The organism is Rhodobacter flavimaris (assembly GCF_021378075.1).
In the GTDB taxonomy this organism is placed as follows: domain Bacteria; phylum Pseudomonadota; class Alphaproteobacteria; order Rhodobacterales; family Rhodobacteraceae; genus Rhodobacter; species Rhodobacter flavimaris.
Window position 1 is genome coordinate 249,354 of the sequence record NZ_JAJUOS010000001.1, and the last position, 23,425, is coordinate 272,778.

The 23,425-nt window shown below is 62.9% G+C and carries 23 protein-coding genes; 11 read left to right on the top strand and 12 right to left on the bottom strand.

The genetic code is table 11. The features are described from left to right. Positions 1-9: 9 nt before the first annotated feature. Positions 10-306: a hypothetical protein gene (locus LZA78_RS01275; protein WP_233675144.1), complete on the bottom strand. Its 297-nt coding sequence runs from the start codon at positions 304-306 to the stop codon at positions 10-12. 246 nt (positions 307-552) lie between these two features. Here LZA78_RS01275 and ndk point away from each other — a divergent pair, with 246 nt between their 5' ends. Further along, positions 553-975 carry a nucleoside-diphosphate kinase gene (gene ndk / locus LZA78_RS01280; RefSeq protein ID WP_218629153.1) on the top strand — a complete coding sequence of 141 codons (423 nt, stop codon included), beginning with the start codon at positions 553-555 and terminating at the stop codon, positions 973-975. On the opposite strand, the gene LZA78_RS01285 is transcribed toward ndk, so the two are convergent. From LZA78_RS01285 to LZA78_RS01290, 3 genes are all read right to left on the bottom strand, one after another. After that, complete coding sequence (locus LZA78_RS01285) at positions 972-1,319, bottom strand: TfoX/Sxy family DNA transformation protein (protein WP_233675145.1); 348 nt, start codon at positions 1,317-1,319, stop codon at positions 972-974. The genes ndk and LZA78_RS01285 overlap by 4 nt on opposite strands. Positions 1,320-1,381: 62 nt before the next feature. Beyond that, positions 1,382-1,516 (bottom strand): hypothetical protein, encoded by a 135-nt coding sequence (locus tag LZA78_RS17760; RefSeq protein WP_255697076.1) that lies wholly within the window; start codon positions 1,514-1,516, stop codon positions 1,382-1,384. A gap of 165 nt (positions 1,517-1,681) precedes the next feature. After that, the gene (locus LZA78_RS01290; protein ID WP_233675146.1) at positions 1,682-2,191 is read right to left on the bottom strand and encodes an RrF2 family transcriptional regulator; all 510 of its coding nucleotides are present in this window, start codon (positions 2,189-2,191) and stop codon (positions 1,682-1,684) included. A 196-nt stretch (positions 2,192-2,387) separates the two neighbouring features. Between LZA78_RS01290 and speB (LZA78_RS01295) the strand changes: the two genes are divergently transcribed. From speB (LZA78_RS01295) to LZA78_RS01310, 4 genes are all read left to right on the top strand, one after another. After that, entirely contained in the window at positions 2,388-3,356 is a 969-nt protein-coding gene (speB, locus tag LZA78_RS01295) for an agmatinase (RefSeq protein ID WP_233675147.1), read from the top strand. Further along, positions 3,353-3,775 carry a DUF1499 domain-containing protein gene (locus LZA78_RS01300; protein WP_233675148.1) on the top strand — a complete coding sequence of 141 codons (423 nt, stop codon included), beginning with the start codon at positions 3,353-3,355 and terminating at the stop codon, positions 3,773-3,775. The genes speB (LZA78_RS01295) and LZA78_RS01300 overlap by 4 nt, the downstream gene beginning before the upstream one ends. Positions 3,776-3,875: 100 nt before the next feature. Next, complete coding sequence (locus LZA78_RS01305; protein WP_233675149.1) at positions 3,876-4,910, top strand: DUF475 domain-containing protein; 1,035 nt, start codon at positions 3,876-3,878, stop codon at positions 4,908-4,910. 153 nt (positions 4,911-5,063) lie between these two features. Next, a complete protein-coding gene (locus LZA78_RS01310; RefSeq protein ID WP_233675150.1) occupies positions 5,064-6,677 on the top strand; it encodes an FMN-binding glutamate synthase family protein in 1,614 nt (537 codons plus the stop codon). 233 nt (positions 6,678-6,910) lie between these two features. On the opposite strand, the gene LZA78_RS01315 is transcribed toward LZA78_RS01310, so the two are convergent. From LZA78_RS01315 to LZA78_RS01330, 4 genes are all read right to left on the bottom strand, one after another. Beyond that, positions 6,911-7,831 carry a homoserine O-succinyltransferase gene (locus LZA78_RS01315; RefSeq protein ID WP_233675151.1) on the bottom strand — a complete coding sequence of 307 codons (921 nt, stop codon included), beginning with the start codon at positions 7,829-7,831 and terminating at the stop codon, positions 6,911-6,913. A 56-nt stretch (positions 7,832-7,887) separates the two neighbouring features. Continuing rightward, complete coding sequence (locus LZA78_RS01320) at positions 7,888-8,742, bottom strand: ATPase (RefSeq protein WP_233675152.1); 855 nt, start codon at positions 8,740-8,742, stop codon at positions 7,888-7,890. Positions 8,743-8,789: 47 nt separating this feature from the next. Continuing rightward, positions 8,790-9,692, bottom strand: a complete 903-nt coding sequence (locus tag LZA78_RS01325) for a DMT family transporter (RefSeq protein WP_233675153.1) — start codon at positions 9,690-9,692, stop codon at positions 8,790-8,792. Between the two features lie 103 nt (positions 9,693-9,795). After that, complete coding sequence (locus tag LZA78_RS01330; RefSeq protein ID WP_368861004.1) at positions 9,796-10,845, bottom strand: outer membrane protein transport protein; 1,050 nt, start codon at positions 10,843-10,845, stop codon at positions 9,796-9,798. Positions 10,846-11,288: 443 nt separating this feature from the next. Here LZA78_RS01330 and LZA78_RS01335 point away from each other — a divergent pair, with 443 nt between their 5' ends. Continuing rightward, positions 11,289-12,185, top strand: a complete 897-nt coding sequence (locus LZA78_RS01335; protein ID WP_233675154.1) for a GNAT family N-acetyltransferase — start codon at positions 11,289-11,291, stop codon at positions 12,183-12,185. On the opposite strand, the gene speB (LZA78_RS01340) is transcribed toward LZA78_RS01335, so the two are convergent. After that, a complete protein-coding gene (gene speB / locus LZA78_RS01340; RefSeq protein WP_233675155.1) occupies positions 12,161-13,135 on the bottom strand; it encodes an agmatinase in 975 nt (324 codons plus the stop codon). The genes LZA78_RS01335 and speB (LZA78_RS01340) overlap by 25 nt on opposite strands. Before the next feature lie 106 nt (positions 13,136-13,241). Here speB (LZA78_RS01340) and LZA78_RS01345 point away from each other — a divergent pair, with 106 nt between their 5' ends. Together LZA78_RS01345 and guaB are read left to right on the top strand one after the other, a co-directional pair. Then, a complete protein-coding gene (locus LZA78_RS01345; protein ID WP_233675156.1) occupies positions 13,242-14,207 on the top strand; it encodes a TDT family transporter in 966 nt (321 codons plus the stop codon). Between the two features lie 69 nt (positions 14,208-14,276). Beyond that, a complete protein-coding gene (gene guaB / locus LZA78_RS01350; protein WP_233675157.1) occupies positions 14,277-15,725 on the top strand; it encodes an IMP dehydrogenase in 1,449 nt (482 codons plus the stop codon). 198 nt (positions 15,726-15,923) lie between these two features. Here guaB and LZA78_RS01355 read toward each other — a convergent pair whose 3' ends face one another. Together LZA78_RS01355 and LZA78_RS01360 are read right to left on the bottom strand one after the other, a co-directional pair. Next, the gene (locus LZA78_RS01355) at positions 15,924-17,168 is read right to left on the bottom strand and encodes a pilus assembly protein TadG-related protein (RefSeq protein WP_233675158.1); all 1,245 of its coding nucleotides are present in this window, start codon (positions 17,166-17,168) and stop codon (positions 15,924-15,926) included. Between the two features lie 51 nt (positions 17,169-17,219). Next, positions 17,220-17,618: a TadE/TadG family type IV pilus assembly protein gene (locus tag LZA78_RS01360; protein ID WP_233675159.1), complete on the bottom strand. Its 399-nt coding sequence runs from the start codon at positions 17,616-17,618 to the stop codon at positions 17,220-17,222. Positions 17,619-17,898: 280 nt separating this feature from the next. Here LZA78_RS01360 and LZA78_RS01365 point away from each other — a divergent pair, with 280 nt between their 5' ends. Next, entirely contained in the window at positions 17,899-19,053 is a 1,155-nt protein-coding gene (locus LZA78_RS01365) for an RsmB/NOP family class I SAM-dependent RNA methyltransferase (RefSeq protein ID WP_233675160.1), read from the top strand. A gap of 178 nt (positions 19,054-19,231) precedes the next feature. Further along, positions 19,232-21,460, top strand: a complete 2,229-nt coding sequence (locus LZA78_RS01370) for a two-component system sensor histidine kinase NtrB (protein ID WP_233675419.1) — start codon at positions 19,232-19,234, stop codon at positions 21,458-21,460. Positions 21,461-21,466: 6 nt separating this feature from the next. On the opposite strand, the gene LZA78_RS01375 is transcribed toward LZA78_RS01370, so the two are convergent. Then, a complete protein-coding gene (locus LZA78_RS01375) occupies positions 21,467-22,060 on the bottom strand; it encodes a sulfotransferase family protein (RefSeq protein ID WP_233675420.1) in 594 nt (197 codons plus the stop codon). A gap of 211 nt (positions 22,061-22,271) precedes the next feature. Between LZA78_RS01375 and recA the strand changes: the two genes are divergently transcribed. After that, positions 22,272-23,330, top strand: a complete 1,059-nt coding sequence (recA, locus tag LZA78_RS01380) for a recombinase RecA (protein ID WP_306798949.1) — start codon at positions 22,272-22,274, stop codon at positions 23,328-23,330. Positions 23,331-23,425 lie beyond the last annotated feature (95 nt).

Genomic DNA, 23,425 nt, shown 5'->3' on the forward strand with positions numbered 1-23,425 from the left:
CAACGGTGGTTAGTCGAAGAGGCCCGTCATCAGTTCCGCGTCGTAGCTGTGGAAGCCCACCAGCGGCTGCTCGCCTTCTTCCGAGAAGATAAAGATGTTGAAGGCGTCGTTGAAAAGCGCCACGCGGCAAAAGCGCCCCTCGGCGGCAAGATCGACGGGGCAGACCGCGATATCGACATGGGGGACCGAGGCCTCGAACATCTCATAGGTGAAGGGCATCGCGGGCGGCCCCTCGGTCTCTTGCGCGGCCAGCGGCAGGGGGGCGGTCAGGGCGGCGGCAAGCGGCAGCGCGAGGCGGATATTCATTGGGTGCTCCTTCAGGATTTGTGCAAATATGATATAAAAAGTCAGGTATGTGCAACGCGGCATCGGGCCGCAGGTTTTTCCGCTGATCGACATTTTGGTCAAGTTTCGCGCAAAAGTCATATCAAGGCGGTAGAAATTGCGCATGGCGGGGGGTTTTCAAGCGTCAAACCCCATGCTAGCAGGCGCCAGAAGCAAAATCCGGCCCGAATAATAAACCGGGCAGAGTATCAGAAAGGGCCTCCCCTCATGGCTATCGAACGTACCCTCAGCATCATCAAGCCCGATGCGACCCGCCGTAACCTGACCGGCAAGATCAACGCGAAATTCGAAGAAGCGGGCCTGCGCATCGTCGCGCAGAAGCGCATCAAGCTGAGCCTCGAGCAGGCCGGCAAGTTCTACGAAGTCCACAAAGAGCGCCCCTTCTATGGCGAGCTGTGCGAATTCATGGCGTCGGAGCCGGTTGTCGTGCAGGTGCTGGAAGGCGAAGGCGCGATCGCGAAGAACCGCGAAGTGATGGGCGCCACCAACCCGGCGCAGGCCGCTGACGGCACCATCCGCAAGGAATTCGCCCTTTCGGTCGGCGAGAACTCGGTCCACGGTTCGGATGCCCCGGAAACTGCCGCGGTCGAAATCGCGTTCTTCTTCTCGGGCCTGGAGCTGGTCGGCTAACGCCGAAGCCCCACACCGATCTCATCAAGGGCCGCCTCCAGCTGGAGGTGGCCCTTTTCATTTGCGGGGGTGCGCTGGCGGGCCTCGGCCTTGAGTGCATCGAAGCGCTCGCGCAGGGAGTCTTTCTCGGCGCCCCGGCAATCGTTCCAGGGGCGGCCCTGAAGCGCCATGACAAGCGCGTAATAGCCGATGAAATGGGGCGGGTTCCCGGCGCGCATCCACGCCAGATAGGCGGCATCGGCCCCGAGCTCGCGCAGGGTCTCGGCGTCGGGGATACCCGCGCGCTGGAAGCCCTCCGCCGTGGCGGGGCCGATACCGTTGATGTCTGTCAATGGGGTGGGCATTGCGGGACCGACGCAGGGGACAAGCTACTGTGTCCCGTTGTCGTCCCGCAGGCAAGCGTGCCTTAGATCGAGGCCCAGTCGTTGAAGGTCACGCCACCCTGTTGGGCGGTGGTGCCGGATTGCCCCTGCTGCTGGGGGGCGGATTTGGTTCCGGGCTTCTGCTGGTTGTCAGAGCCCATCTGTTGCGCGTGTTGCATCATCTGCCTCAGTGACCCGTCATGCCCAATTATTAGGCAGTTTGAAAACGGGAGTGCGGCGCGAAATACGACTGGATTTTCGATTAGGCAAGGACAGATATCGCGTTTGGAAAGCCCTCGCGCGGATGTGACCGCGCTGCTACGCCGCGATGCGCAATCCGCGTGTCAGAGCGCCGCCTGCGCGGCACTTGCGGAGGCGCCCGGGCGCCTGTTCGTCCCGCAGATCGAGATCGGCTGAGCCGAGGGCAGGCGCAGAAGATGCTCCAGCGCGGCATTGTCCTCGATCAGGTCGGCAAGCGTGCGCCGGTCCATCGTGGCGTAGAACGCCTCCAGCGCCTCCAGCAGCGCCTCGCGGAACATGCAGGCCTCATGCAGAGGGCAAGTGTTGGTTTCCAGATCGAAGCATTCGGCGAAGGGCAGGGTGGCCTCGAAGGCGCGCAGCACCTCGCCCACGCCGATCTGATCCATTGGGCGCGCCAGCCGCAGCCCGCCCGCGCGGCCGCGCTGCGTCTCAATGAACCCGCGCTGAGCAAGAGTGTTCACCACCTGCGCCAAGTGGTTTTCCGACGCGTTGCAAGCCTCGGCGATTTCGTGTTTGCGCACGATGCGATCCGGGTTCACGGCGCAGAACATCAAGGTCCGCATGGCAAGGTTGGTTCGTGTGGTCAGTCGCATCGCAATGTCCTCTGGATGCGTCTGTTTACGACGTTTTGGGGAAAGAGAACTTGACTTAGATCAGGTATTGAAAATGCATCAATTTAAACGCGTCTCTTGGTGGTTTCTTGCCCCGTTTATGGGCGGTTCTTGCGCCTTGGAAGGGTTGACCTTTGCAGGGCGCCGGGTCAGCAAGGGCAAAACGAGGAGGTGCGCGATGGCGCTTGAAGATGCCAAGAACGAGATCGACATGGCGTTCACGCGACAGGATCTGCGCGGGCTGGCCTATGAGAATGCCTTTGCCGGCGCGACCAGTTTCCTGCGCCGCCGCTACAGCAAGGATCTGACCGGGGTCGATCTGGCGATCACGGGCGTGCCCTTCGATCAGGCCGTCACCCACCGCCCCGGCACGCGCTTTGGGCCGCGCGCCATCCGTGAGGCCTCGACCCTGCAAGCCTTCGACGCCCCCTACGGCTGGGGCTACGATCCGCTGAGCGAGATGAGTGTGGTCGATTACGGCGATGTGGCCTTCGATTACGCGCATACGGCCTCGTTCCCTGACCGGGTTCAGGCGCATATCGCGGGCATCCTGGCGGCAGGCGCGGGGACGGTAACGCTTGGCGGCGACCATTTCATCACCCTGCCGATCCTGCGCGCCTATGCCGAGAGGTTCGGCCCCGTCGCGCTGATCCAGTTCGACGCCCATTCCGATACCTGGGCCGATGACGACATGAGCCGGATCGACCACGGCACCTTCCTCTACAAAGCGATCAAGCTGGGTCTGGTTGAGGCGCCGACGACCGTCTCGGTCGGCATCCGCACCGACAATCCGGATACGCTTGGGGTAAATATTCTCGACGCGCCCTTCGTGCATCGGCAAGGCGTCGAAGAGACGGTGGCGCGGATCAAGGAGATCGTCGGCGACCGGCCGACCTATGTGACCTTCGATATCGACTGCCTCGATCCGGCCTTCGCGCCGGGGACCGGCACGCCGGTCTGGGGCGGGCTGGCAAGCTGGCAGGCGGCGGCGATCTTGCGCGGGCTTGCCGGGATCAATCTGGTCGGGGGCGATATCGTCGAGGTCTCGCCGCCCTATGACACGACCGGCGCGACCGCCATCGCGGGGGCCCATGTCGCGATGGAGCTGATCGCGCTTTACGGTTGGACGCGGCGGAGCGGCGCATGATCCTGCGCCTCGTTCTGGCGGTCCTCGTTCTGGCCGTTCTCGCGTTTGCCGTCTGGGTGCGGCTCGCGCCGCTGCCGGTGGACCGCTATCACCGGATGGACAGCAGCAACCCGCCTGGCGACTGGCCCGCGCGCGGCGGTTTCGAGGCCGTGCGCCAGGTGCCCGAACCACGCGCGGCGCTGGAGGCCATTGTCCGCGCGGCCGAACGGACCCCGCGCACCGAGTTGCTGGAAGGGAGCATTGACGAAGGGCTTTTGACCTTCGTGACGCGCTCGGCAGTCTGGGGCTTTCCGGACATCTCGAACGTCTGGATCGACGGAGACCGGGTGCACCTGCGCGCCCATCTGGTATTCGGCGGGAATGACTTCGGCGTTAACCGCGCACGGGTCGAGGGCTGGCTGGCGCACGCCGGGCTCTAGGCGCTGTTGCCGGGATATCACGGGAAAAACTCCCTCGGGGCGCCACCTTGCAGGCTACCCTGCAACCCCCTATCTGAGCCGGAAGGCGAGTGGGGACATCATGCGCATCGCACTACATTACTTTTCCTGGGCGTTCGGTTTCACGGCACTGGGCCTGGCACTCGCGCTCTGGCTTGGCTGGGCCTATTCCGGCACGCTGAGTGGCACCTTCGCGTTCTTCGTGATTGCAGCCGTTCTGGCCGTGCTTGAGATTTCGCTGTCTTTCGACAACGCCATCGTCAACGCCAACAAGCTCAAGCAGATGACGCACGAGTGGCAGCACCGGTTCCTGACCTGGGGTATCGTGATCGCGGTCTTCGGGATGCGGATCCTGTTCCCGCTTCTGGTCGTTGTGATCGCCGCAGGCATCGGTCCTATCGAGGCGGTGAAGCTTGCCGCGACGAAGCCCGCCGAATACGCTCGCATCATCGGCTCGGCGCATATCTCGATTGCGGCCTTCGGTGGTGCGTTCCTGATGATGGTGGCGCTGAACTACTTCATCGACGAGGGAAAGGAGGTGGACTGGATCGCCGCGCTTGAGCGCCGCCTGCGCGCCTGCGCCTCGATCCGCGGGCTTGAGATCGGCCTCGTCCTGACCGTGGTCATGATGTTCACTTGGGTTCTGCCGCCCGGCACGGAGGGCGAGTTCCTGTTCGCCGCCTGCGCGGGGCTTCTGACCTTCCTCGGTGTCGAGGTGCTGGGGCAGGTGCTCGACCGTGCGTCGCTGGCCAGCGAGGCGGCGAAGGGCGGCATCGGCGCCTTCCTCTATCTTGAGGTGCTCGACGCCTCATTTAGCTTCGACGGCGTGATCGGCGCCTTCGCCTTGACGCAGAACCTGTTCCTGATCGCCATCGGTCTGGGCATCGGCGCGATGTATGTGCGCTCGATGACGATCATGTTGGTCGAGAAGAACACGCTGGCCGAGTTCCGCTACCTCGAACATGGCGCGTTCTGGTCGATCCTGATCCTTTCCGGGATCATGTTTGCGCAGACTCTGTGGCATATTCCCGAGGTGGCGACGGGCCTGATCGGGGCGGCTTTCATCGGCCTCTCGCTGTTGTCCTCGCTGCGTTTCAACCGCAGCTGCGCGCGATAATCACTGAAAACCCCTCCGTTTTGAGGGATTTTGCCCGATATTTGTGCATTTCGCTGGCTCGACAGGGAGCGCCTGCCGCGTCATCCTGAATAGAACAGGAACATAAGCTGTCGGTGCGGTCGCGCCATGTGACGGCGCAGGCAAGGTATCGGCATGTCTACTCCCTATTCCCGCTTCACCCCGCTTGGCCTTAGCTTTCTGCTCGCCGCGCTTTCGCTGGTTGGGCTCGTCCTGTCAGCATGGTTCTGGGTGCCCGCGCTGATCTTTGGCGCGCTTGGTGTCGTGGGCATTTTCGACTTGATCCAGACCCGCCGTGCGGTTCTGCGCAACTACCCGATCCTTGGCCACATGCGCTATATGTTTGAAAGCATTCGCCCCGAGATCCGTCAGTACCTGATCGAAAGCGATCAGGACGAAGAGCCGTTCTCGCGCGAGCTGCGCACCATCGTTTACCAGCGCGCCAAGAACGTCGAGGACAAGCGCCCCTTCGGCACCAGGATGCGGGTTTACGATTCCGGTTATCAGTGGCTGACCCACTCGGTCCGGCCCAAGCACATCACCGACACGAACTTTCGCATCGACATCGGCGGGCCGGATTGCAAGCAGCCCTATTCGGCGTCGATCTACAATATCTCGGCCATGAGCTTCGGTGCGCTGTCCTCGAACGCCATCGAGGCGCTGAACCGGGGTGCCAAGGCGGGCAAGTTCGCGCATGACACGGGCGAGGGCGGCATTTCGCGCTATCACCGCGCCGGCGGCGGCGATCTGATCTACGAGGTCGGCTCGGGCTACTTCGGGTGCCGTGATGCCTCCGGCAACTTCAGCCCCGAGAAATTCGCCGAGACCGCGGCCGATCCGCAGGTCAAGATGATCGAGATCAAGTTGAGCCAGGGCGCCAAGCCCGGCCATGGCGGGATGCTGCCCGCGGCCAAGATCAGCCCCGAAATCGCCGAGGCCCGCGGCGTACCGATGGGGGTGGATTGCATCTCGCCCGCGTCGCACTCGGCCTTCTCGACCCCGCTTGAGATGATGCATTTCATCGCGCAACTTCGCGAGCTTTCGGGCGGCAAGCCGGTAGGCTTCAAACTGTGCATCGGCCACCGGCGCGAGTTCATGTGCATGGTCAAGGCGATGCTGGAAACCGGCATCACCCCTGACTTCATCGTTGTGGACGGCAAGGAGGGCGGCACCGGCGCCGCGCCGCTGGAATTCGCCAACCATATGGGGATGCCATTGGTCGAGGGGCTGACCTTCGCCCATAACACGCTGCGCGGCGCGGGGCTGCGCGAGCGCATCAAGATCGGCGCCAGCGGCAAGCTGGTTACGGCCTTCGACATCGCCCGTGTGCTGGCGCTTGGCGCCGACTGGGCGAACTCGGCGCGCGGGTTCATGTTCGCCATCGGCTGTATCCAGGCGCAGGCTTGCCATACCAACCGCTGCCCGGTGGGTGTGGCTACGCAGGACAAGACGCGCGCAAGGGCGCTGGTCGTGCCCGACAAGGCCGAGCGCGTCGCCAATTTCCACGGCAACACGATGAAGGCGCTGGCCGAGATGACCGGGGCTGCGGGCCTCTCTCATCCCGGTGGCTTCCTGCCGCACCACTTCCTGATGCGCGAGAAGGACGGCGAGATGGTCGTCGCCGACGAGGTCTATCCCTACATGCCCGAGGGCTTCCTGCTGCGCGAGGATGACGAGCGCTTCGGCTACCTCAAGCGCTGGCGCCGCGCCCGCGCTGCGGCCTTCGAGCCGATCGACAGCGGAGTGTAAGTATAGAGGGCGGGCCTGGTGGTGGGGTCAAGCCCGCCCCTGAAGCCGGTCACACAGTGGTCCCGGGTGACGAAGCCTGGTTCAGGGGCTTCGGGCAGCAAGCACCCGGCTTCTTGACCCGGCTGCTTCCAGGTTAGCGGCAACGCATTACTGGGCAGTCTGTCTGACCAGTATATGCCAATTTCACAATTTTGCCACAATTCATCGGGGCCTGATCGCAGAAATCTGCGGCCTCAGGCCCCGATCTGCATGAGGTCATAGGGCGTGCCCTGATAGATCTCGTTGATCCAGTTGCCATAGAGCAGATGCGCATGGCTGCGCCAACGGTTCGTCGGCACGCGCGCGGGATCATCGTCCGGGTAATAATTGGCCGGAACGTTGATTGGTTTGCCCGCCGAGACGTCGCGGTCATACTCTTCCTTCAGCGTCCCCGAGTCATATTCGAGGTGGTTGAAGATATAGAGCGCACGGTGGCAGCTGTCTTCGACAAGGCAGGGGCCGGTCTCATCCGAGGCGATCAGCGTCTTCAGGCCCGCGGCGTCGATCTCGTCCTGATGCATCTCGGTCCAGCGGCTGACCGGGATCAGCACGTCATCCGAGAACCCGCGCAGATAGGGCGAGGCGGGCGAGAGGTTGCGATGCCGGAAGCAGCCGAAGGCCTTGTGATCGAGGATGTGCTTGTGCACGCCGTGGAAGTAATAGGCCATGGCCATGCCGCCCCAGCACACGCCGAAGGTCGAGAAGACATGGCTCTGCGTCCATTCGAAGATCCGCGTCAGCTCCTCCCAATAGGTCACTTCCTCAAAGGGCAGGTGCTCGATCGGGGCGCCTGTGATGATCAGCCCGTCGAACTTCTCGCCCGAGGCCTCGACCTCAGCGAAGGGGCGATAGAATGCCTCCATATGCTCGGCGGCGGTGTTCTTGGTCTGATGCTCGGTCATGCGGATCAGCTGGAAGTCGATCTGCAAGGGGGTGGCGCCGATCAGCCGAGCGAATTGGTTCTCGGTCTGGATCTTCTTTGGCATCAGGTTCAGCAGCGCGATGCGGATCGGACGGATGTCCTGCATCGCTGCGCGCCCAGGCGACATCACCATGACGCCTTCCTTCGAGAGAATGTCGAAGGCGGGAAGCGTCTCGGGTAGGGTGATGGGCATGGGGCTCTCCGGGGTCCTGCTGGCCGGGGTTGGTCAGTTTGGGTTGGTGTTCGATCTCAGGCGGGAAGTGCCGCCGCGATCAGCGATGTAAAGTCTTTCTCGTCGCGGACAAGGGCCACGTCTTCGGCCTTGACCTTGACGCCCCAATGCTCGGCCATGGCGGCGTAGCGGGGCTGGCGGTGTTGCAGCGCCTGCCGATAGGTCCAGCGCACGAAATCGTCGGGGTTGACCTCGTCTTCCTTCAGACCGCGCTCGACGCGGTATTGCACCCATTTCCGTTCGAGGAATTCGGGCTGGTAATACATCGGCTTCGGCGCGCGGTCGAAGCGGCGCACCAGTTCGTCGGTATGGGCCTCCGAGCCCTCGATCCAGACCATGAGCAGGTTTTCCGACAGGGCGCGCAAGATCGGATCGGCGGGGTCGGTGGGGTCCACCACCTCGCAGATCGAGCCACCGGAGTCGCAGACGAAATTCGTGATGCCGTAGATTTCGCGCGCGCGGCGGACGAAATGCACAGTGTCGAGCAGCGCGGCCTTCTCGGCGGCGCGGTGCTGGTTCTGGCGGCGCATGTATTCCTCGAAGGGCAGGCCGCCCTTCGCCTCGGAACCCGGCTTGCCGAGATAGGTGGACAGCGGTGCGAGGTTGTCGAAGGTGATGTTCGACGCGATATAGACGCTGTCGGTCAGCAGCAGTTCGCGCAGAAAGGGGTTCTTCATCGCCTCGCGCTTGAAGTTGTCGGCGATGAATTCGCCCATGTAGCGCGTGCCGATCCGGTAGTCGACCGAGTAGTGGAACCACCCCGTGCCGCGCAGCATGGCCGAGAGATAGGTCTTGCCCAGACCCGACATGCCGAACAGCAGCACTCGCTTCTGGCTTGCCGCCAACCATTCTGCGCGATTGGAATAAATCATCCCGGTCCCCTTGCTTTGGCCCGGTTTAGCGCGGCCCGCCGCCGCCGTCACGGGGTTTTGGCGCGGTTGAGCACCACAAGCCCCACTGCCAGCAGGCCAAACCCGGCCAGGGCGTTAAGGCCGACCCTCTCGCCATAGACCAGCGCGCCCGCGACGATGGCGACCGGCGGGATCAGAAGTGTGACCAGGAGCAGGTTGCCCGACCCGGCAAGCGAGAGGATCCGATAGTAGAGGATATAGGCTAGGGCCGAGCACCCGGCGGCGAGCCAGATCAGACCAACCCAGACCGAGGGCGCCCAATTGAAATCCGGCACGCCCTCGATGGCCAGCATGGCGGGCAGCATCCAGAGGGTCGCGCCGCTCAACATACCGGCTGCGGCGACCTCGGGGGCCAGTCCGCGCGTGGCGTGACGCGCATAGGCGCCCGCGAACCCATAGGCGATCGAGGCGCCGATCACCGCCAGTTGCCCCGCCGACGCAAGATCGAACCCCGCAAGCGCGTCCGGCCCGATCGCAAGAACCACACCCGCGAAACCGATCAGAACGCCAAGAGCCTTGGCGCTGGTCAGCCGCTCGTCGGCAAAGACCGCCGCCGCGATCAGCACGCCGAAAATCGCTGTCGAGGCATTCAGGATCGAGGCCAGCCCCGAGTCGATATGCTTTTGACCCCAGACGATCAGGCTGAACGGAACGGCGTTGTTCAGCGCCCCCATGATGAGGAAGCGCATCAGGATTCGCGGGCTTGTTGGCACGGGCAGGCGCCGAAACAAAACCCAAGCCCAAAGGACGGTGGCCCCCAAGGCCACGCGGAAGGTAACCACGGTCAAAACGCCCGCGCCCGCTAGCGCAGCACGATTGGAGAGGAACGATGTTCCCCAAACCAAGGCGAGCGCCGCCAGGAGGATCCAGACAAGCACAGAGATGCGGGTTTGGGAGACGTGTTGGTTCATGGCGCGACGCTACTGATGGCCGCACGTTTTCGCCACCCGAAACCTGCGAAAAAGAAACACCCCGCGCGATGGCGGGGTGTTTGGGATTCGCAGGGCTCCAGCCTTAGAACGAGTAGCCGACGCGCAGACCAAAAGCGAAGGCGGTGTTGTCCTCGAATTCTGAGAAGGTTCCGCAGTCTTCATTCGCGCACTCGCCTCCAAGGAACGCCGAGGGAACCTCGGTCTTGGCGTCACCGATCATGACATAGCGCACGCCGCCCGTGATCTTGAGGTTGTCACGCGTGTAGGTGGCGGCGAGGCCAAGCGCGGTCGCGCCATCGGTCGGGCCAAGGTTACCGGCATATCCACCGGTGCCAGCCTCATGGCTGACGAAGACTGCGCCCGACCAGTTCTCGTTGAAGCGGCGCCCAACCCCTAGAGTATAGGTGATGGTATCATCCTCGTAGGAGACCAGCGCATCATTAAAGTAGTTCTCCGGCGCGTTGGTATAAATTGCGGGCGAGATGTCGAAGGCGCTCCAGTCAACCCAGCGAACCGAGCCGAACACCAGCGTGTCCTTGGCTACGCCGGTCTGACCCTCAAGAAGCAGCGACTGCGGGATTTCGGTTTCGAAAACGGTGTCAAAGCTGTAACCGCTCGCGACTTCGTCGGCGTCGAACTTATGCGTAATCGCAGAGTTATACGTAAGCGCGACGCGCGCCGCGATCTCGGGCTTTTCCCAGGCGAAGCCGAGAACATAACCAAGGTCCGTTTCCTTTGAGGTGCTCAACCCATAGCCATTGAACAACTGCACAGTGCCGCTGGTCGTCAGCGCGCGGATGCCACCGATCACGCTGAAATTGTTGGGAAGCTTGTAGCGCAAAAGCGCCGTGGTAGCGATCGAGTTCAGATCGGCTACGGAGCCTTGGTACGGATATCCGCTTGCGATCGGATAGGCGACGTCCGCACCGATCGGTTCGTCCATGATCAACGCGAAGTCGAGCTTGTCGTTGACCCGGAGCTTCAGGCCGAGGCTGTAGGTGTTGTAGTCAACCGCCATGTCGCCTGAGTTGGAGGCGTCCGGGACCGGAAACATCTGCGTCCCCGAAACATCGGGAGACGCGCGACCCATGTTGAATTCGACGTAGTTGCCCTCTTCAAAGAGAAGTGCCACGGATTGTGCGGATCTTTCGATCCCCCCTGCATTGACCGCGCTGGCGCACAAAACCATCGCGCTGGCCGTTCGTAAAACACGTCCCATTTTTTCCTCTTCCCTACGTGTTCGCTTCTTATTTTTTTGGCGAAGCAAGCGTGACGTTAACGTGAATAAAAGCGGCCGGGGCAGTGACGTGGCGTCGCACCATTCGATGCCAAAGGGTGCCCCGACGTCACGTGGCGCAAGTGTCACGCTTCCGCGCGGGGCGCGGCTTAATGGATCATTGACGTGATTCCCAGACCTGCCAGCCAGAGCAGTGAAAGGGCTGCCGAGAGCAGCGCCGGAACCCAGATCGTATGACGGGGGCGGGGTATGGGATGTGCGCATTTCCGGGCCATGCTCTCTCCAGGTTCGTTTAGGGCATTAAGCGCGTGTTAGGTGAATCATGGCTTAACGCGGTTATGGAAAAAATTGCGGTTGTGGATACGACTATGGGGTCGGAGGCTTGGGCGCGCGCGATCGACGCTATGGGCGGCGGGGCGTTGCAGCAGCACTGGGTCTATGGAGAGATCGCCGCCAGGAATGGGCGCCGGGTGCAGCGGTGCGAACTGTTTCTGGGGGCGCAGCGTATCGGCATGGCGCAGATGGTCGGGCGCGCGGGGCTGTGGTTGCTCAATCGCGGCCCGGTTCTTGCTCCGGGAGTGTCGGTCAAGCCAGTGCTGCGCGCGCTTGGGCGCGCGACGCGAGGGGCGCTGATCGCGACGCCCGAGGAGGCAGGCACAGGTTGGGGGATCATTCCTCCTGTCACCCCGCGGTACCACGCGATCTGGGATATCGCCCTTCCGACACAAGACTTGCGGGCGCGGCTTGCGGGGAAGTGGCGCAACCGGCTTGTGGTGGCGGAACGCTCGGGGGTGGAGGTAAGACCCGACCCCTCACCGGGCTGGTTGATCGAGGCGGAGGCCGCACAGCGCCGCGCGCGGGGATATGACGGGCTCGGCGGTGACTTTGTGGCCGCGTGGGGGCAACAGGCGCCGGGGTCGGTGCTTGCGCTGCGGGCCGAGCTTTCGGGTCAGGCCGTGGCGGGCGTGGTCTTTCTGCGCCACGGCAGCATCGCCAGCTATCACATCGGCTGGACCGGCCCGGAGGGCCGCGCGCATCACGCGCACAACCTTCTGCTCTGGCGCGCGGCCCAGATGCTAGAGGCGCAGGGTGTGCGCCGCCTCGATCTGGGCGACGTGAACTCCGAGGAGGGCGCAGACCTGATGCGGTTCAAGCTGGGGACGGGAGCGGTGGCGCGCGCCCTCGGCGCCACCTGCCTTGTCATACCCGGTCAGGCGCGCTTGGCGCGTTCGTGAAAGATGAAGCCGAGGAAGTTCAGCAGCACCTGCGCGGCCAGGATCGGGGTCGAGCCGGTTGGATCGTAATCAGGCGCCACCTCGACCAGGTCGATGCCGACGACATCATGCTCGCGCGCGATGCCTTGCAGGATCTCGAGCACCTCATAGTAGAGGAACCCGCCATGCGAGGGCGTTCCGGTTCCCGGTGCGATCGAGGGATCGAAACCGTCGATGTCGATGGTAACATAGATGCGTGCGCCCTTGGGGATGCGCGCCAACACGCCCTCGGAGCCCAGACGGCGCACCTGACGCACCGAGAGAATATCGTCGCCCATGGCGCGGGCCGCCTCGTATCCCTCCTGCGTGGTCGAGCTGACATTGCGAATGCCAAGCGCGGTGATGCCCGAGACGAAGTCTTTCTCGGCCGCGCGGCGCATCGGGTTGCCGTGTCCGTGACGCACGCCATGGCGCACATCGACGAAATCCAGATGCGCATCGATCTGCACGATGTGAATGGGGCCGTCCTTGGCGCAGGTCTCGTCGAAGGCCCGGATGCAGGGGATGTTGATCGAGTGATCGCCGCCGATGACGACGGGCAGGGCGCCCGCCTTGAGGATCGCGCGCACCCCGGCCTCGATGTTGGCATGGCTCGTCTCGGTGTCGGTATGGACGATGTCGGCATCGCCAATGTCCACCATGCGCACATCGCCGCCCAGATAGACGGCGTCGTCTTCATGGTCATAGGCGCCCGCGTGGCCAAATGAAAACAGCGTCGAGGCCTCGCGCACCGAGCGCGGCCCGAACCGGGCCCCGGACCGGAACTGGGTGCCAAAGTCGAACGGCGCGCCGAGGATGGCGATATCCGCGTCGATCTTGCTCCAGTCTTCGACATAGGGGCGTTTGCCGAAGGTCGCGATGCCGACGAAGGGCAGGTTGAGACGCCCCGTCTCGTATGAATGCCGCGCCATATTGTCTCCTGTCATTTCCCGGCCAAGCCGTGCATGAGCTATCTTGCAACGGCGCGTGCGGGGCTGCTAGCCCTGCTGTATTCAATTCGCGGACAAGGACGGAACGATGGCTTTCAAGGCACCCACCCCGACACCGAAAGGTCTTTGGCGGCGCACGCCTCCGGCAATCTTCCCGCCCGTTCTGGGGCTTTTGGGCCTGGCGCTTGGCTGGCGCCGGGGCGAGGGCGAGTTTGCCCTGCCGACCGGCCTTGCCGATATGTTCATCGGAGCGGTCACCCTGCTGGCGCTGTTCGCCGTTCTGACCTATGTCGTCAAGTTCGCGCGCCGCCCGACCGTGCTGCTGGAGGATCTGCGCATCCTGCCGGGCCGCGCCGGTCTGGCGGCGGGCGTGCTGAGCCTTTACCTGCTGGCCGCCGCTATCGGCCCCTTGGCGCCAAGCGAGGCGCGCCCAATCCTGCTTCTGGGGCTTGGGGTTCACCTGCTCTTCAATATCGCCGTGATCTGGACCTTCGCGAAAGGCCCGGCCGAGCAGCGCCGCGTGAACCCGGTGTGGCATCTGACTTTCACGGGCTGGATTGTCGGCGCGATGGTCGCACAAAGCCTTGGCCTGTCGCAGCTTGGCAAGGTGCTGTTCGTCGTGGCGCTTGTCGCTGGCGTGGCGATCTGGGCGGCCTCGGCGCGCCAGTTCCAGCGTGAAAGCGTTCCCGCGCCGCTGCGCCCGCTTCTGGCCATCCACCTCTCGCCTGCGGCGCTTTTTGGCACTGTGGCGGCAGGCATGGGGGCTGCGAACCTTGCGCAGGCCTTTGCGATCATCGCAGCGGTTCTGCTGGCGATCATGGTGGTCAAGGCACGCTGGTTGCTCGAGTCCGGCTTCTCGCCGATGTGGGGGGCGCTCACCTTCCCGGTCGCCGCGACCGCGAATTGCTGGCTGGCGGTTGGCGGTGTGTGGCGGCTGCCCGGCGCGCTCATGCTGATCGCGGCCACGCTGATGATCATCCCCATCGCGGCCAAGATCCTGAAACTCTGGGCGGCGGGGCAACTTGCCGTGAAAACCAACGCCGCGATCGCCTGAGGGGCTTGCAAAGCGCGGCCAGCCATGAAACAGGGGCGTGCCAAACGTGCCCTGCCAAGGAGGCTTCCCATGCAGATTCGTGAGGCGCTCACCTTCGACGACGTGCTCCTCGTTCCGGCCGCATCTTCGGTGCTGCCGTCGGAGGCCGATGTCTCCACCTTTGTGACGAAGTCGATCCGTCTGAACATCCCGCTTCTGTCCTCGGCGATGGATACCGTGACCGAGGCCAAGATGGCGATCGCCATGGCGCAGGCGGGCGGCATGGGCGTGATCCACCGCAACCTTAGCGTCGAGCAGCAGGCCGCCGAGGTCAGCCGCGTGAAGCGCTTCGAGTCGGGCATCGTCTATAACCCGATCACCCTCACGCCCGAGCAGACCCTGGCCGATGCCAAGGCGCTGGTCGAGCGCTTCAACGTCTCGGGCTTCCCGGTGGTGGATGCGGATGGCCGCGTCGTCGGTATCGTGACCAACCGCGACATGCGTTTTGCCTCGGATGACCGCACGCCGGTGCGCGCCATGATGACCGCCGATAACCTGGCCATTCTGCGCGAGCCTGCCGACCGTCAGGAAGCAATGCAGCTGATGAAGGCGCGCCGGATCGAGAAGCTCCTCGTGGTGAATGACGAGGGCAAGCTGACCGGCCTGCTGACGCTGAAGGACAGCGAGAAGTCGGTGCTGCACCCGCTGGCCTGCAAGGACGACATGGGCCGCTTGCGCGCCGCCGCTGCTTCGACCGTGGGCGATGCGGGCTACGAGCGTAGCTGCGCGCTGATCGAAGCCGGTTGCGATCTGATCGTGATCGACACGGCGCATGGCCACTCGGAAGGCGTCGCAAAGGCCGTTGAGCGCGTGAAAAAATTCAGCTCGACCGTGCAGGTTGTCGCGGGCAACGTCGCTACGGGCGATGCCACGCGCGCGCTGATCGGTGCGGGTGCGGATGCGGTCAAGGTGGGCATCGGCCCGGGCTCGATCTGCACCACGCGGATCGTGGCAGGCGTGGGCGTGCCGCAGCTGACGGCGATCATGGATGCCTGCTCGGGTGCGGGCGATACGCCGATCATCGCGGACGGTGGCATCAAGTTCTCGGGCGATTTCGCCAAGGCCATCGCGGCGGGCGCAAGCTGCGCCATGGTCGGCTCGGCCATCGCGGGCACCGACGAAAGCCCGGGCGAGGTGATCCTGTATCAGGGCCGTTCGTATAAGTCCTACCGCGGCATGGGCAGCCTTGGCGCCATGGCGCGCGGCTCGGCCGACCGCTACTTTCAGAAGGACGCGGCCTCGGACAAGCTGGTGCCCGAAGGGATCGAGGGGCAGGTGCCCTACAAGGGTTCTGTCGCGGCGGTCCTGCACCAGATGGTGGGCGGCCTGCGCGCGGCCATGGGCTACACCGGGCACGGCACGGTCACGCGGATGCGTGGCGGCTGCGAGTTCGTGCGCATCACCGGCGCTGGCCTCAAGGAGAGCCACGTGCACGACGTACAGATCACGCGCGAAAGCCCGAACTACCGGATCGGCTGATCCGCAATCAAATCCAAGCCTCAAAAACCCCGGCGCGATCTGCCGGGGTTTTCTTTTGTGCTGACGTAACCCGTTGCGTCACTAGTCGTTGATGCGCCGTCCAGAAAGCCCGCTCGATGCATGTCGTTTCGCGGAAGATCTGAAATGGAAAGGCCCCGGCGATGACGCTGGGGCCTTATTTGTTATTCTGTGGCAGGGTCATTCAACGAGGCGGAAGTAATCCAACTCGAAGTTGTCTTCCATGCCAGTGCCACAGTAACCCGCAGAGGAGTTCGACGTGGCGTCGATGTTGCCGCCCGAGATAATCGAAGAACCATTCACGCCATTTTCGTTGGCCTCAAAGATCACGTCGCCTTTGGCAATGATCTGTCCGCCATACATCGAGAGACCAGAAGCGACCTTGAACCCACCCTTGGTCACGATCTGGGCTCCCCCGCCCGCTGCGCATCCGTCCAGTTTGCCGATGCGAAGATTCGAGGGGGAGTAGATGCTCTGGTTGTCCGTCGAGGTATTGACCAGGACCACGTCTTCAAGTGCGGCGCCGGAACTGAATTGCACCGGGCAATGCGCGATGATGACGACTTCCTTAAGCAGCGGGCCCTCGATGTTCACCCCGTTGCTCTTGCTGCAATAGAGGTCATAGACACGGCCAGCTTCGAAGGTGCTCGTGGGAATGTTGCTTCCAATCAGGTATTTCTTTTGCGGCTCGACGATGTAGTCCGGCAGGCGCGCGGCGGATTCGCTGGACATATCCGCGATGATCTGGTCGATGCGGGACAGAATGCGGATCTGGTAGAAGTTCTCACGCAGCGCCTCGGCCAGGCCTTCGTTCTTCTCGAACATCGAGTTCGGACCGTCGAGCAGGTCGAGGCTGGGCATCGACACGATTGTGCCGCTTTCGAATTCGTTGTTCTGGTTGATCGAGATCCCGGTGTTCGAATGCAGGCAGAAGCCGTTCGAGAACAGGTTGTTCGATTGCAGGTCCAGTTGGCCGTCGGCGATCCAGCCCTCAGTCAGGCACTTCGGGCGGTATGTCTCGGCAATGGCGTAGGTCGCCACGTCCCAATGGCTGCGGCCAATGATGCGCATCAGGTAGGTCGGAAGCTGATTGCCGCGCGACTTGAGTCGCGCCGCTGAAACGCGAACCGCGCTACGCGAGGTGATATCTGGCGTGAAGACGAGGGTATCCTCGTTCCAGCGGCCAAAGGTAACATCGGTTTCGAGTACCGAACCGGGATCCATCGTGCCAAGGTTCTTGTTCGCAATCGTCAGTGCTTTAGTGGTCGCACTTTGCGCATCCATAGTGTTGCGCATATAAAGGCCGCCAAGGGCCGCGCTGTCCGCTGTTTCCTGAAGAACCGTCCGCGCGCGATAGACGTTCGCAACGTCGAGGCCGAGGCCACCAACAACAACGAAGATCGCCATCCAGAAGATGGAAAGCATACTGATTGAGCCATCTTCTTTTTTGAGCTGCGCAATGAACCGCTGCATTGCTTACATCTCCTTATATTGGAAGGCCGCCACGGTGAGGTTTGGAGCAATGGACGAGGGCAGGACGCCAAGAACTTGAACGTTGCGGAACGGAATACTGACGGTCGTGTTGATCACGCCGTCCTCGATCTTGCTGGTCACGTTTACCGACGAGCCATAATTGACGAGGCGTGATTTGACGGTGTTCTCGGCGACCGACGTGTCCGTGATCCGACCGAGCGCGAGGGAACGGTTAACATCCTGGATCACGCCCAGAATTCTCGAATGCGTGTGGAAGACCATGGAGGCGTCGACAATCAGGCAGAGCATGTAGACAAACAGCGGCAACCACAGGACGGCCTCAATCGAAGCCGAGCCGTCGTCACGGTGCAGGAACCTGCGGATGTTGAGGCGTCTAAACATGAAATCGCCTAAGGTCAGAAGGGTGGCTATGTGCCGTCTGGTAAATTTCCCGTAAGCATGTGGCCAAAAGATGGCGGGAATTTGGGCAACAAGTGGCGTTTTCAATGGGTTGCTGTTTTTCGGGGGATTTTGGGGCTCGTGGCAGCGATATGACGGTCTCGTGACGCGATGAATGTGGCGACAATATGGCGGCGCGACGTTCGCAACCCGGCGCTCGCATGGCGTCGAATCGCTCGACCGTTAACTCGTGTGGCGTTACGAGGGCCGCGAAGGAGATGCCATGACCCCCGCTGCTCGCATTCAGGCCGCCATTGAAATTCTGGATCGGGCGCTGAGAGGTTCCCCAGCCGAGCAGGTCTTGACCAACTGGGCGCGCACCCATCGGTTCGCGGGTTCCGGAGACCGCGCGGCGATCCGCGATCATGTTTACGTAGCCCTGCGTCGCCGCGGGACCCTGGCGCATCTTGGGGGCGGGCTTAGCGGACGCGGCCTGATGATCGGGCTGGCGCGTTCTGAAGGTATTGAACTTGATGGGATATTTACCGGAGAGCGTTTCGCCCCCGCGCCATTAACCCCGGCCGAGGCGCAAACTGTTCCGGCGGGCGAGGCCTGGCTTGACTGGCCCGCCTGGCTTCGTCCGGCGCTTGAGGAAAGCCAGGGCGCGAAGGCAGCGCCAATCGTCGTCGCCATGCAAAGCCGCGCGCCGGTATTCCTGCGCGTCAACCTTGCCAAGGGGGACTCCGCCAGCGCGATCTCGATGCTGGCCGAGGACGGGATTGTCGCGCGCAGCCATCCGCTTGCCGCCACGGCGCTGGAGGTTGTCGAGGGTGAGCGCAAGATCGGTAACAGCAGTGCCTACCGGTCTGGTGTGGTCGAATTGCAGGATGCTGCCTCGCAGGCGATTGCCTCGGTGCTGCCGATCGCTCCCGGAATGCGTGTGTTGGACTACTGTGCCGGAGGCGGCGGCAAGGCGCTTGCGCTGGCCGCACGCGCGCCGCAGGCAGCCATTTTCGCCCATGATATCGACGCCGGGCGTATGCGGGACATTCCCGCCCGGGCCGCGCGGGCTGGCGCGCGGATCGGTCTGCGGCAACCAGGCAAGCCCGGCGGTCCCTATGATCTTGTGGTGGTGGATGCACCGTGCTCAGGCTCTGGCACCTGGCGGCGAACCCCCGAGGCGAAATGGGCGCTTACGCCTGATCGCTTGCTGGAACTGACACAGATTCAAAGGGATATCTTGGCGACGGCACGCAAGCTCGTGGCACCTGGTGGGGCGTTGGCCTATATGACCTGCTCGCTGCTGGCGGATGAAAACGAGCGTCAGGTCGAGTGGTTTCTGGCGCAAACCGGTTGGACCGAAGAGGCGCGCCTTGCGCTGACCCCGCTGGATGGGGCGGATGGCTTTTTCGCCTCGGTTCTGCGCCGCGCAGATTGACAGATTGCACAGCTTTGGGTTGTATTCTTGGCGTCCTTAACAGGGCGTTAAGCGTTTTGCTGCCGAATGCGGGAAAGCGAATCTGAAAGGAAAGACGTTGGCGCAGTTCGAACGCCCGCAGCAGTCCCTCTTGAAAACCGCCGAGGCGTTGGCTGCAAGCGCGCCGATCCTGCTTCTTATGAGTGTTGTGGTCGGCGTTGCGGCGTTCCGGGTCGCCGACCGCATCACGCTCACCCTGATGCTGTCGATCTCCGGCGCGTTTCTGGCGCTGGCCCTGCTTGTCACCGGTGCGCGTGTGCTCTCCATATACATGCAGGCGCAGGAGGCGCGGCGACTGGCGGATCTGGTTGCGCATGACGCGGTGGCAAGCTTTGCCACCGATCGCAGCGGCGCCGTGCAATTGCAAAACCGTGCTGCGATGGAACGCTTCGGTCCGCGCGAAAAACTGACGCTTTCGAGCGCTCTCGGAGATTTGTTTGCCGAACCGCGCGCGATCCTGCTTCGGCTCCAGGGCAGGGCTTTCGCGCTTGGGTCGGCTCAGGAAGAGGTAGCGACCCGCAAGGGGCTGATGCGGATCTCGGTGCATTGCGCGGGCGACGAGACGCTTCTGTGGCGCATCGAGGAATACGCCGAGGCCGGAGGGGCGCGCGGCCTTGAAGTTGTGCGCTTGCCTATGATGACCGTGTCGCGAGCGGGCACGGTTTTGTTCATGAACCAACCACTGCGGCGGCTGATCGGTGCGCGGCACTCGACGGTTGAACAGATCTCCGAGGTGCCGCTGGTCGCGGGGGAGGAACGGGTGATCGCCTCCGTCAATGGGCCTCTGCGCTGCGTGATCGCCGAGGTCGATCTTGGTGCGGGACGACGCGAGATTTACCTCGTCCCGACCGCTTCGGCACGAACGGGCGGCGATCTGACGGAATTCGAAAGCCTGCCTGTCGCGCTGATGCGGCTGGACGGAGACGGGCGCATTTCCGCCGCGAACCTGGCCGCGCGCGCGCTGATCGGGGAAATCGCCGAAAGCGTACGCTTGTTCGACGTGTTCGAGGGGCTTGGCCGCCCGATCGAGGATTGGGTGCGCGACGCTATGACCGGGCGCGCCGAGCGACGCCCCGAGGTTATGCGCGTGCGCCGCGCCGAACCGGAGAAGTATTTGCAGATCACGCTTAGCCGGGTGGTCGAGAATGGACAGCCGGGTCTTGTCGGCGTGATCTCGGACGCGACGCAGCTCAAGACGCTTGAGGCGCAGTTCGTTCAGAGCCAAAAGATGCAGGCGATCGGGCAGCTCGCGGGTGGCGTTGCGCATGACTTCAATAATCTTCTGACCGCGATTTCTGGGCATTGCGATCTGCTGATGCTGCGCCACGACAAGGGGGACCCGGATTACGCGGACCTCGACCAGATCAGCCAGAACGCGAACCGTGCCGCGTCTCTGGTCGGGCAGCTGCTGGCATTCTCGCGCAAACAGACGCTGAAGCCCAAGGTGATCGACCTGCGCGACACGCTCTCTGACCTGTCGCATCTGTTGAACCGCCTCGTGGGTGAGAAGGTCACGCTGACCGTGTCGCACGATCTCGATCTGCCGCCGATCCGTGCCGACAAGCGCCAGCTGGAGCAGGTGATCATGAACCTCGTGGTCAACGCACGCGATGCGATGCCGCGGGGGGGCGAGATCCGGATCGAAACCGAGAAATTGAAACTGTCCGAGGAACGCACTCGCGATCGCGCCTGCGTCCCCAAGGGTGATTACGTGGTTGTTCGGGTCATCGACGAGGGGATCGGGATCGCGCCGGAAAACCTCACCAAGGTGTTCGAGCCGTTCTACACGACCAAGCGGACCGGCGAGGGGACCGGGCTGGGGCTATCGACGGCATATGGGATCGTGAAGCAAACCGGCGGCTATATCTTTTGCGATTCCGTTCCGGGCGTGGGCACGACCTTCAGCCTTTACCTTCCGGCGCTTGAGTGCGGGGCGGCGGCTGTCGGGGACGTGCCACCGCCGGTCAGCGTCGCAGCGATCGAACGTGGGGCAACGGTCTTGCTGGTCGAGGACGAAGCGCCGGTGCGAGCGTTCGCCTCACGCGCCCTCAAGCTGCGCGGATATTCGGTTCTCGAGGCTGAGAGCGGCGAAGAAGCGCTTAAAATTATTGAGAACAATGACTTGCAGGTCGATGTTTTCGTAACCGATGTGATCATGCCGGGCATGGACGGGCCAAGCTGGGTGACACAGGCGCTCGGCTCCCGACCCGACACGCCCGTCGTGTTCATGTCTGGCTATGCCGAGGATGTGTTTACCGAGGGACGCGCGCCGATCCCCAATTCGGTCTTCTTGCCCAAGCCGTTCTCGCTGAGCGAGTTGACCGCCACCGTTCAGAACCAGATCGCAAAGTGCATGGCGGCCGCGTGAACGCGGTCAGCCGATGGCTCGGTAGAGTTCGATGTCGCGCGACATGGCGACACGTAACGCGGCTTCGGTTGCTGGCGAGAGCTTGACATCAGCCGCCGGGGGAACGTTCACGCGGGGCAGGGTGATCGCACAATCGAGCCGGTCTTCCAGGAACTGCACGAACTGGTCGATCGCTTCATATCGGAAGACTTGGTCGACAAGCAGCTTGCCACTCGCATCCGTCAGGATCTCGGACTGTGTTCCGACAGCCGCATGGGCTGTCTGAGGCGCAAAAATATAGTCGCGTGCGAAGGCGTCGAAACTCAGGCCGCTCATCGGGTGCTGCGGGTCATCGTAGTCATCGCGCTGTCGGAAACGATACCATGAGCGCAGCCACTCGATGGGCTCACGCATCAGTGCCACCGTGGTGAACTCAGCTCCGGCGCGTTCAGAGAGGCAGGGGCCGATGTGCCGATAAAAATCCACGGCGCTCATATGCTTGAGCTCTGCGGGCCGCTGCATGACAACCGAGGCCAAAGGCTCAAGCGCGGCCTCGACGGCGCTCGACCCGGCCTTTGGCGTTGCCAGGAAAACCAGCCGTTGCTCCCAAAAAATCAGCATTTTCCCTCGCGCGCGTTTTGCCTCCTCAATAGTGCTGCGTAAGGGTGACGTAAACGGGTCATTAACCAACATGGTGAATGATTGGCTTATAGAATCATGTTGAAATGTTCTTATTTTGTGCTCATACAGGTGAGAACATGAGGCGAACATCACGCGGTTTCGGTTCGATTGCCGATCAGTCAGCGCTGTGGGATAAGAAGGGGACGAAGCAATGGCGGGCCTGTTTGAGATGAACGACAAGGGTAAGGCGGACAAGCAAAAGGCGCTGGAATCGGCGCTGGCGCAGATCGAGCGGCAGTTCGGCAAGGGCTCGATCATGAAGCTTGGGGGCGACAACCCCGCGGCGGAGATCGAGGCGACCTCGACCGGTTCGCTCGGGCTCGACATCGCGCTTGGGATCGGTGGTCTGCCGAAGGGCCGTATCATCGAGATCTATGGCCCGGAAAGCTCGGGCAAGACGACGTTGACCCTGCATTGTATTGCGGAAGAGCAGAAGAAGGGTGGCGTTTGCGCCTTTGTCGACGCTGAGCACGCGCTTGATCCGCAATATGCGCGCAAGCTGGGTGTCAATCTGGATGAGTTGCTGATCTCGCAGCCCGACACGGGCGAGCAGGCGCTGGAGATCGTCGATACGCTGGTGCGTTCGGGCGCGGTGAGCCTGGTGGTTGTCGACTCGGTCGCGGCGCTGACGCCGAAGGCCGAGATCGAGGGCGACATGGGCGATGCCACGGTTGGTGCTCAGGCGCGTCTGATGAGCCAGGCGATGCGCAAGCTGACCGCCTCGATCGGCCGCTCGAACTGCATGGTGATCTTCATCAACCAGATCCGCATGAAGATCGGCGTGATGTTCGGCAACCCCGAGACGACCTCGGGCGGCAATGCGCTCAAGTTCTACGCCTCGGTGCGCCTTGATATTCGTCGGATCGGCGCGATCAAGGACCGTGACGAGGTGGTCGGCAACCAGACCCGCGTCAAGGTCGTCAAGAACAAGGTGGCACCGCCCTTCCGGCAGGTCGAGTTCGACATCATGTATGGCGAGGGGATTTCCAAGGTTGGCGAGTTGATCGATCTGGGCGTTAAGGCCGGCGTGGTCGAGAAATCGGGTGCCTGGTATTCCTATGGCGATGAGCGCATCGGTCAGGGGCGTGAGAACGCCAAGCAGTTCCTGCGCGACCATCCCGATATCGCCTACGAGATCGAGGACAAGATCCGTGCGAGCCATGGTCTCGACTTCGGAAGCACTGACGAAGATGCGGTGACCGAAGACTGATTTTCTCGACGTGTTGCAAGAATTGGGTCGTGCCGCGAGGCTCGGCCCTTTTCTTTTCGGAAGGGTGCGAAATTAGGCGTCGGCAGAGTCTCTTC

Bases quoted from the DNA above. Each gene is read 5' to 3' on its own strand.
- recA (WP_306798949.1), top strand. From the start codon at position 22,272: ATGGCGGGCCTGTTTGAGATGAACGACAAGGGTAAGGCGGACAAGCAA.
- speB (WP_233675155.1), bottom strand. From the start codon at position 13,135: ATGGCGCGGCATTCATACGAGACGGGGCGTCTCAACCTGCCCTTCGTC.
- LZA78_RS01310 (WP_233675150.1), top strand. From the start codon at position 5,064: ATGTCTACTCCCTATTCCCGCTTCACCCCGCTTGGCCTTAGCTTTCTG.
- LZA78_RS17760 (WP_255697076.1), bottom strand. From the start codon at position 1,516: ATGCAACACGCGCAACAGATGGGCTCTGACAACCAGCAGAAGCCCGGA.
- guaB (WP_233675157.1), top strand. From the start codon at position 14,277: ATGCAGATTCGTGAGGCGCTCACCTTCGACGACGTGCTCCTCGTTCCG.
- LZA78_RS01360 (WP_233675159.1), bottom strand. From the start codon at position 17,618: ATGTTTAGACGCCTCAACATCCGCAGGTTCCTGCACCGTGACGACGGC.
- speB (WP_233675147.1), top strand. From the start codon at position 2,388: ATGGCGCTTGAAGATGCCAAGAACGAGATCGACATGGCGTTCACGCGA.
- ndk (WP_218629153.1), top strand. From the start codon at position 553: ATGGCTATCGAACGTACCCTCAGCATCATCAAGCCCGATGCGACCCGC.
- LZA78_RS01305 (WP_233675149.1), top strand. From the start codon at position 3,876: ATGCGCATCGCACTACATTACTTTTCCTGGGCGTTCGGTTTCACGGCA.
- LZA78_RS01285 (WP_233675145.1), bottom strand. From the start codon at position 1,319: ATGCCCACCCCATTGACAGACATCAACGGTATCGGCCCCGCCACGGCG.
- LZA78_RS01315 (WP_233675151.1), bottom strand. From the start codon at position 7,831: ATGCCCATCACCCTACCCGAGACGCTTCCCGCCTTCGACATTCTCTCG.
- LZA78_RS01325 (WP_233675153.1), bottom strand. From the start codon at position 9,692: ATGAACCAACACGTCTCCCAAACCCGCATCTCTGTGCTTGTCTGGATC.
- LZA78_RS01275 (WP_233675144.1), bottom strand. From the start codon at position 306: ATGAATATCCGCCTCGCGCTGCCGCTTGCCGCCGCCCTGACCGCCCCC.
- LZA78_RS01355 (WP_233675158.1), bottom strand. From the start codon at position 17,168: ATGCTTTCCATCTTCTGGATGGCGATCTTCGTTGTTGTTGGTGGCCTC.
- LZA78_RS01365 (WP_233675160.1), top strand. From the start codon at position 17,899: ATGACCCCCGCTGCTCGCATTCAGGCCGCCATTGAAATTCTGGATCGG.
- LZA78_RS01290 (WP_233675146.1), bottom strand. From the start codon at position 2,191: ATGCGACTGACCACACGAACCAACCTTGCCATGCGGACCTTGATGTTC.
- LZA78_RS01370 (WP_233675419.1), top strand. From the start codon at position 19,232: ATGAGTGTTGTGGTCGGCGTTGCGGCGTTCCGGGTCGCCGACCGCATC.
- LZA78_RS01345 (WP_233675156.1), top strand. From the start codon at position 13,242: ATGGCTTTCAAGGCACCCACCCCGACACCGAAAGGTCTTTGGCGGCGC.
- LZA78_RS01300 (WP_233675148.1), top strand. From the start codon at position 3,353: ATGATCCTGCGCCTCGTTCTGGCGGTCCTCGTTCTGGCCGTTCTCGCG.
- LZA78_RS01375 (WP_233675420.1), bottom strand. From the start codon at position 22,060: ATGCTGATTTTTTGGGAGCAACGGCTGGTTTTCCTGGCAACGCCAAAG.
- LZA78_RS01335 (WP_233675154.1), top strand. From the start codon at position 11,289: ATGGAAAAAATTGCGGTTGTGGATACGACTATGGGGTCGGAGGCTTGG.
- LZA78_RS01320 (WP_233675152.1), bottom strand. From the start codon at position 8,742: ATGATTTATTCCAATCGCGCAGAATGGTTGGCGGCAAGCCAGAAGCGA.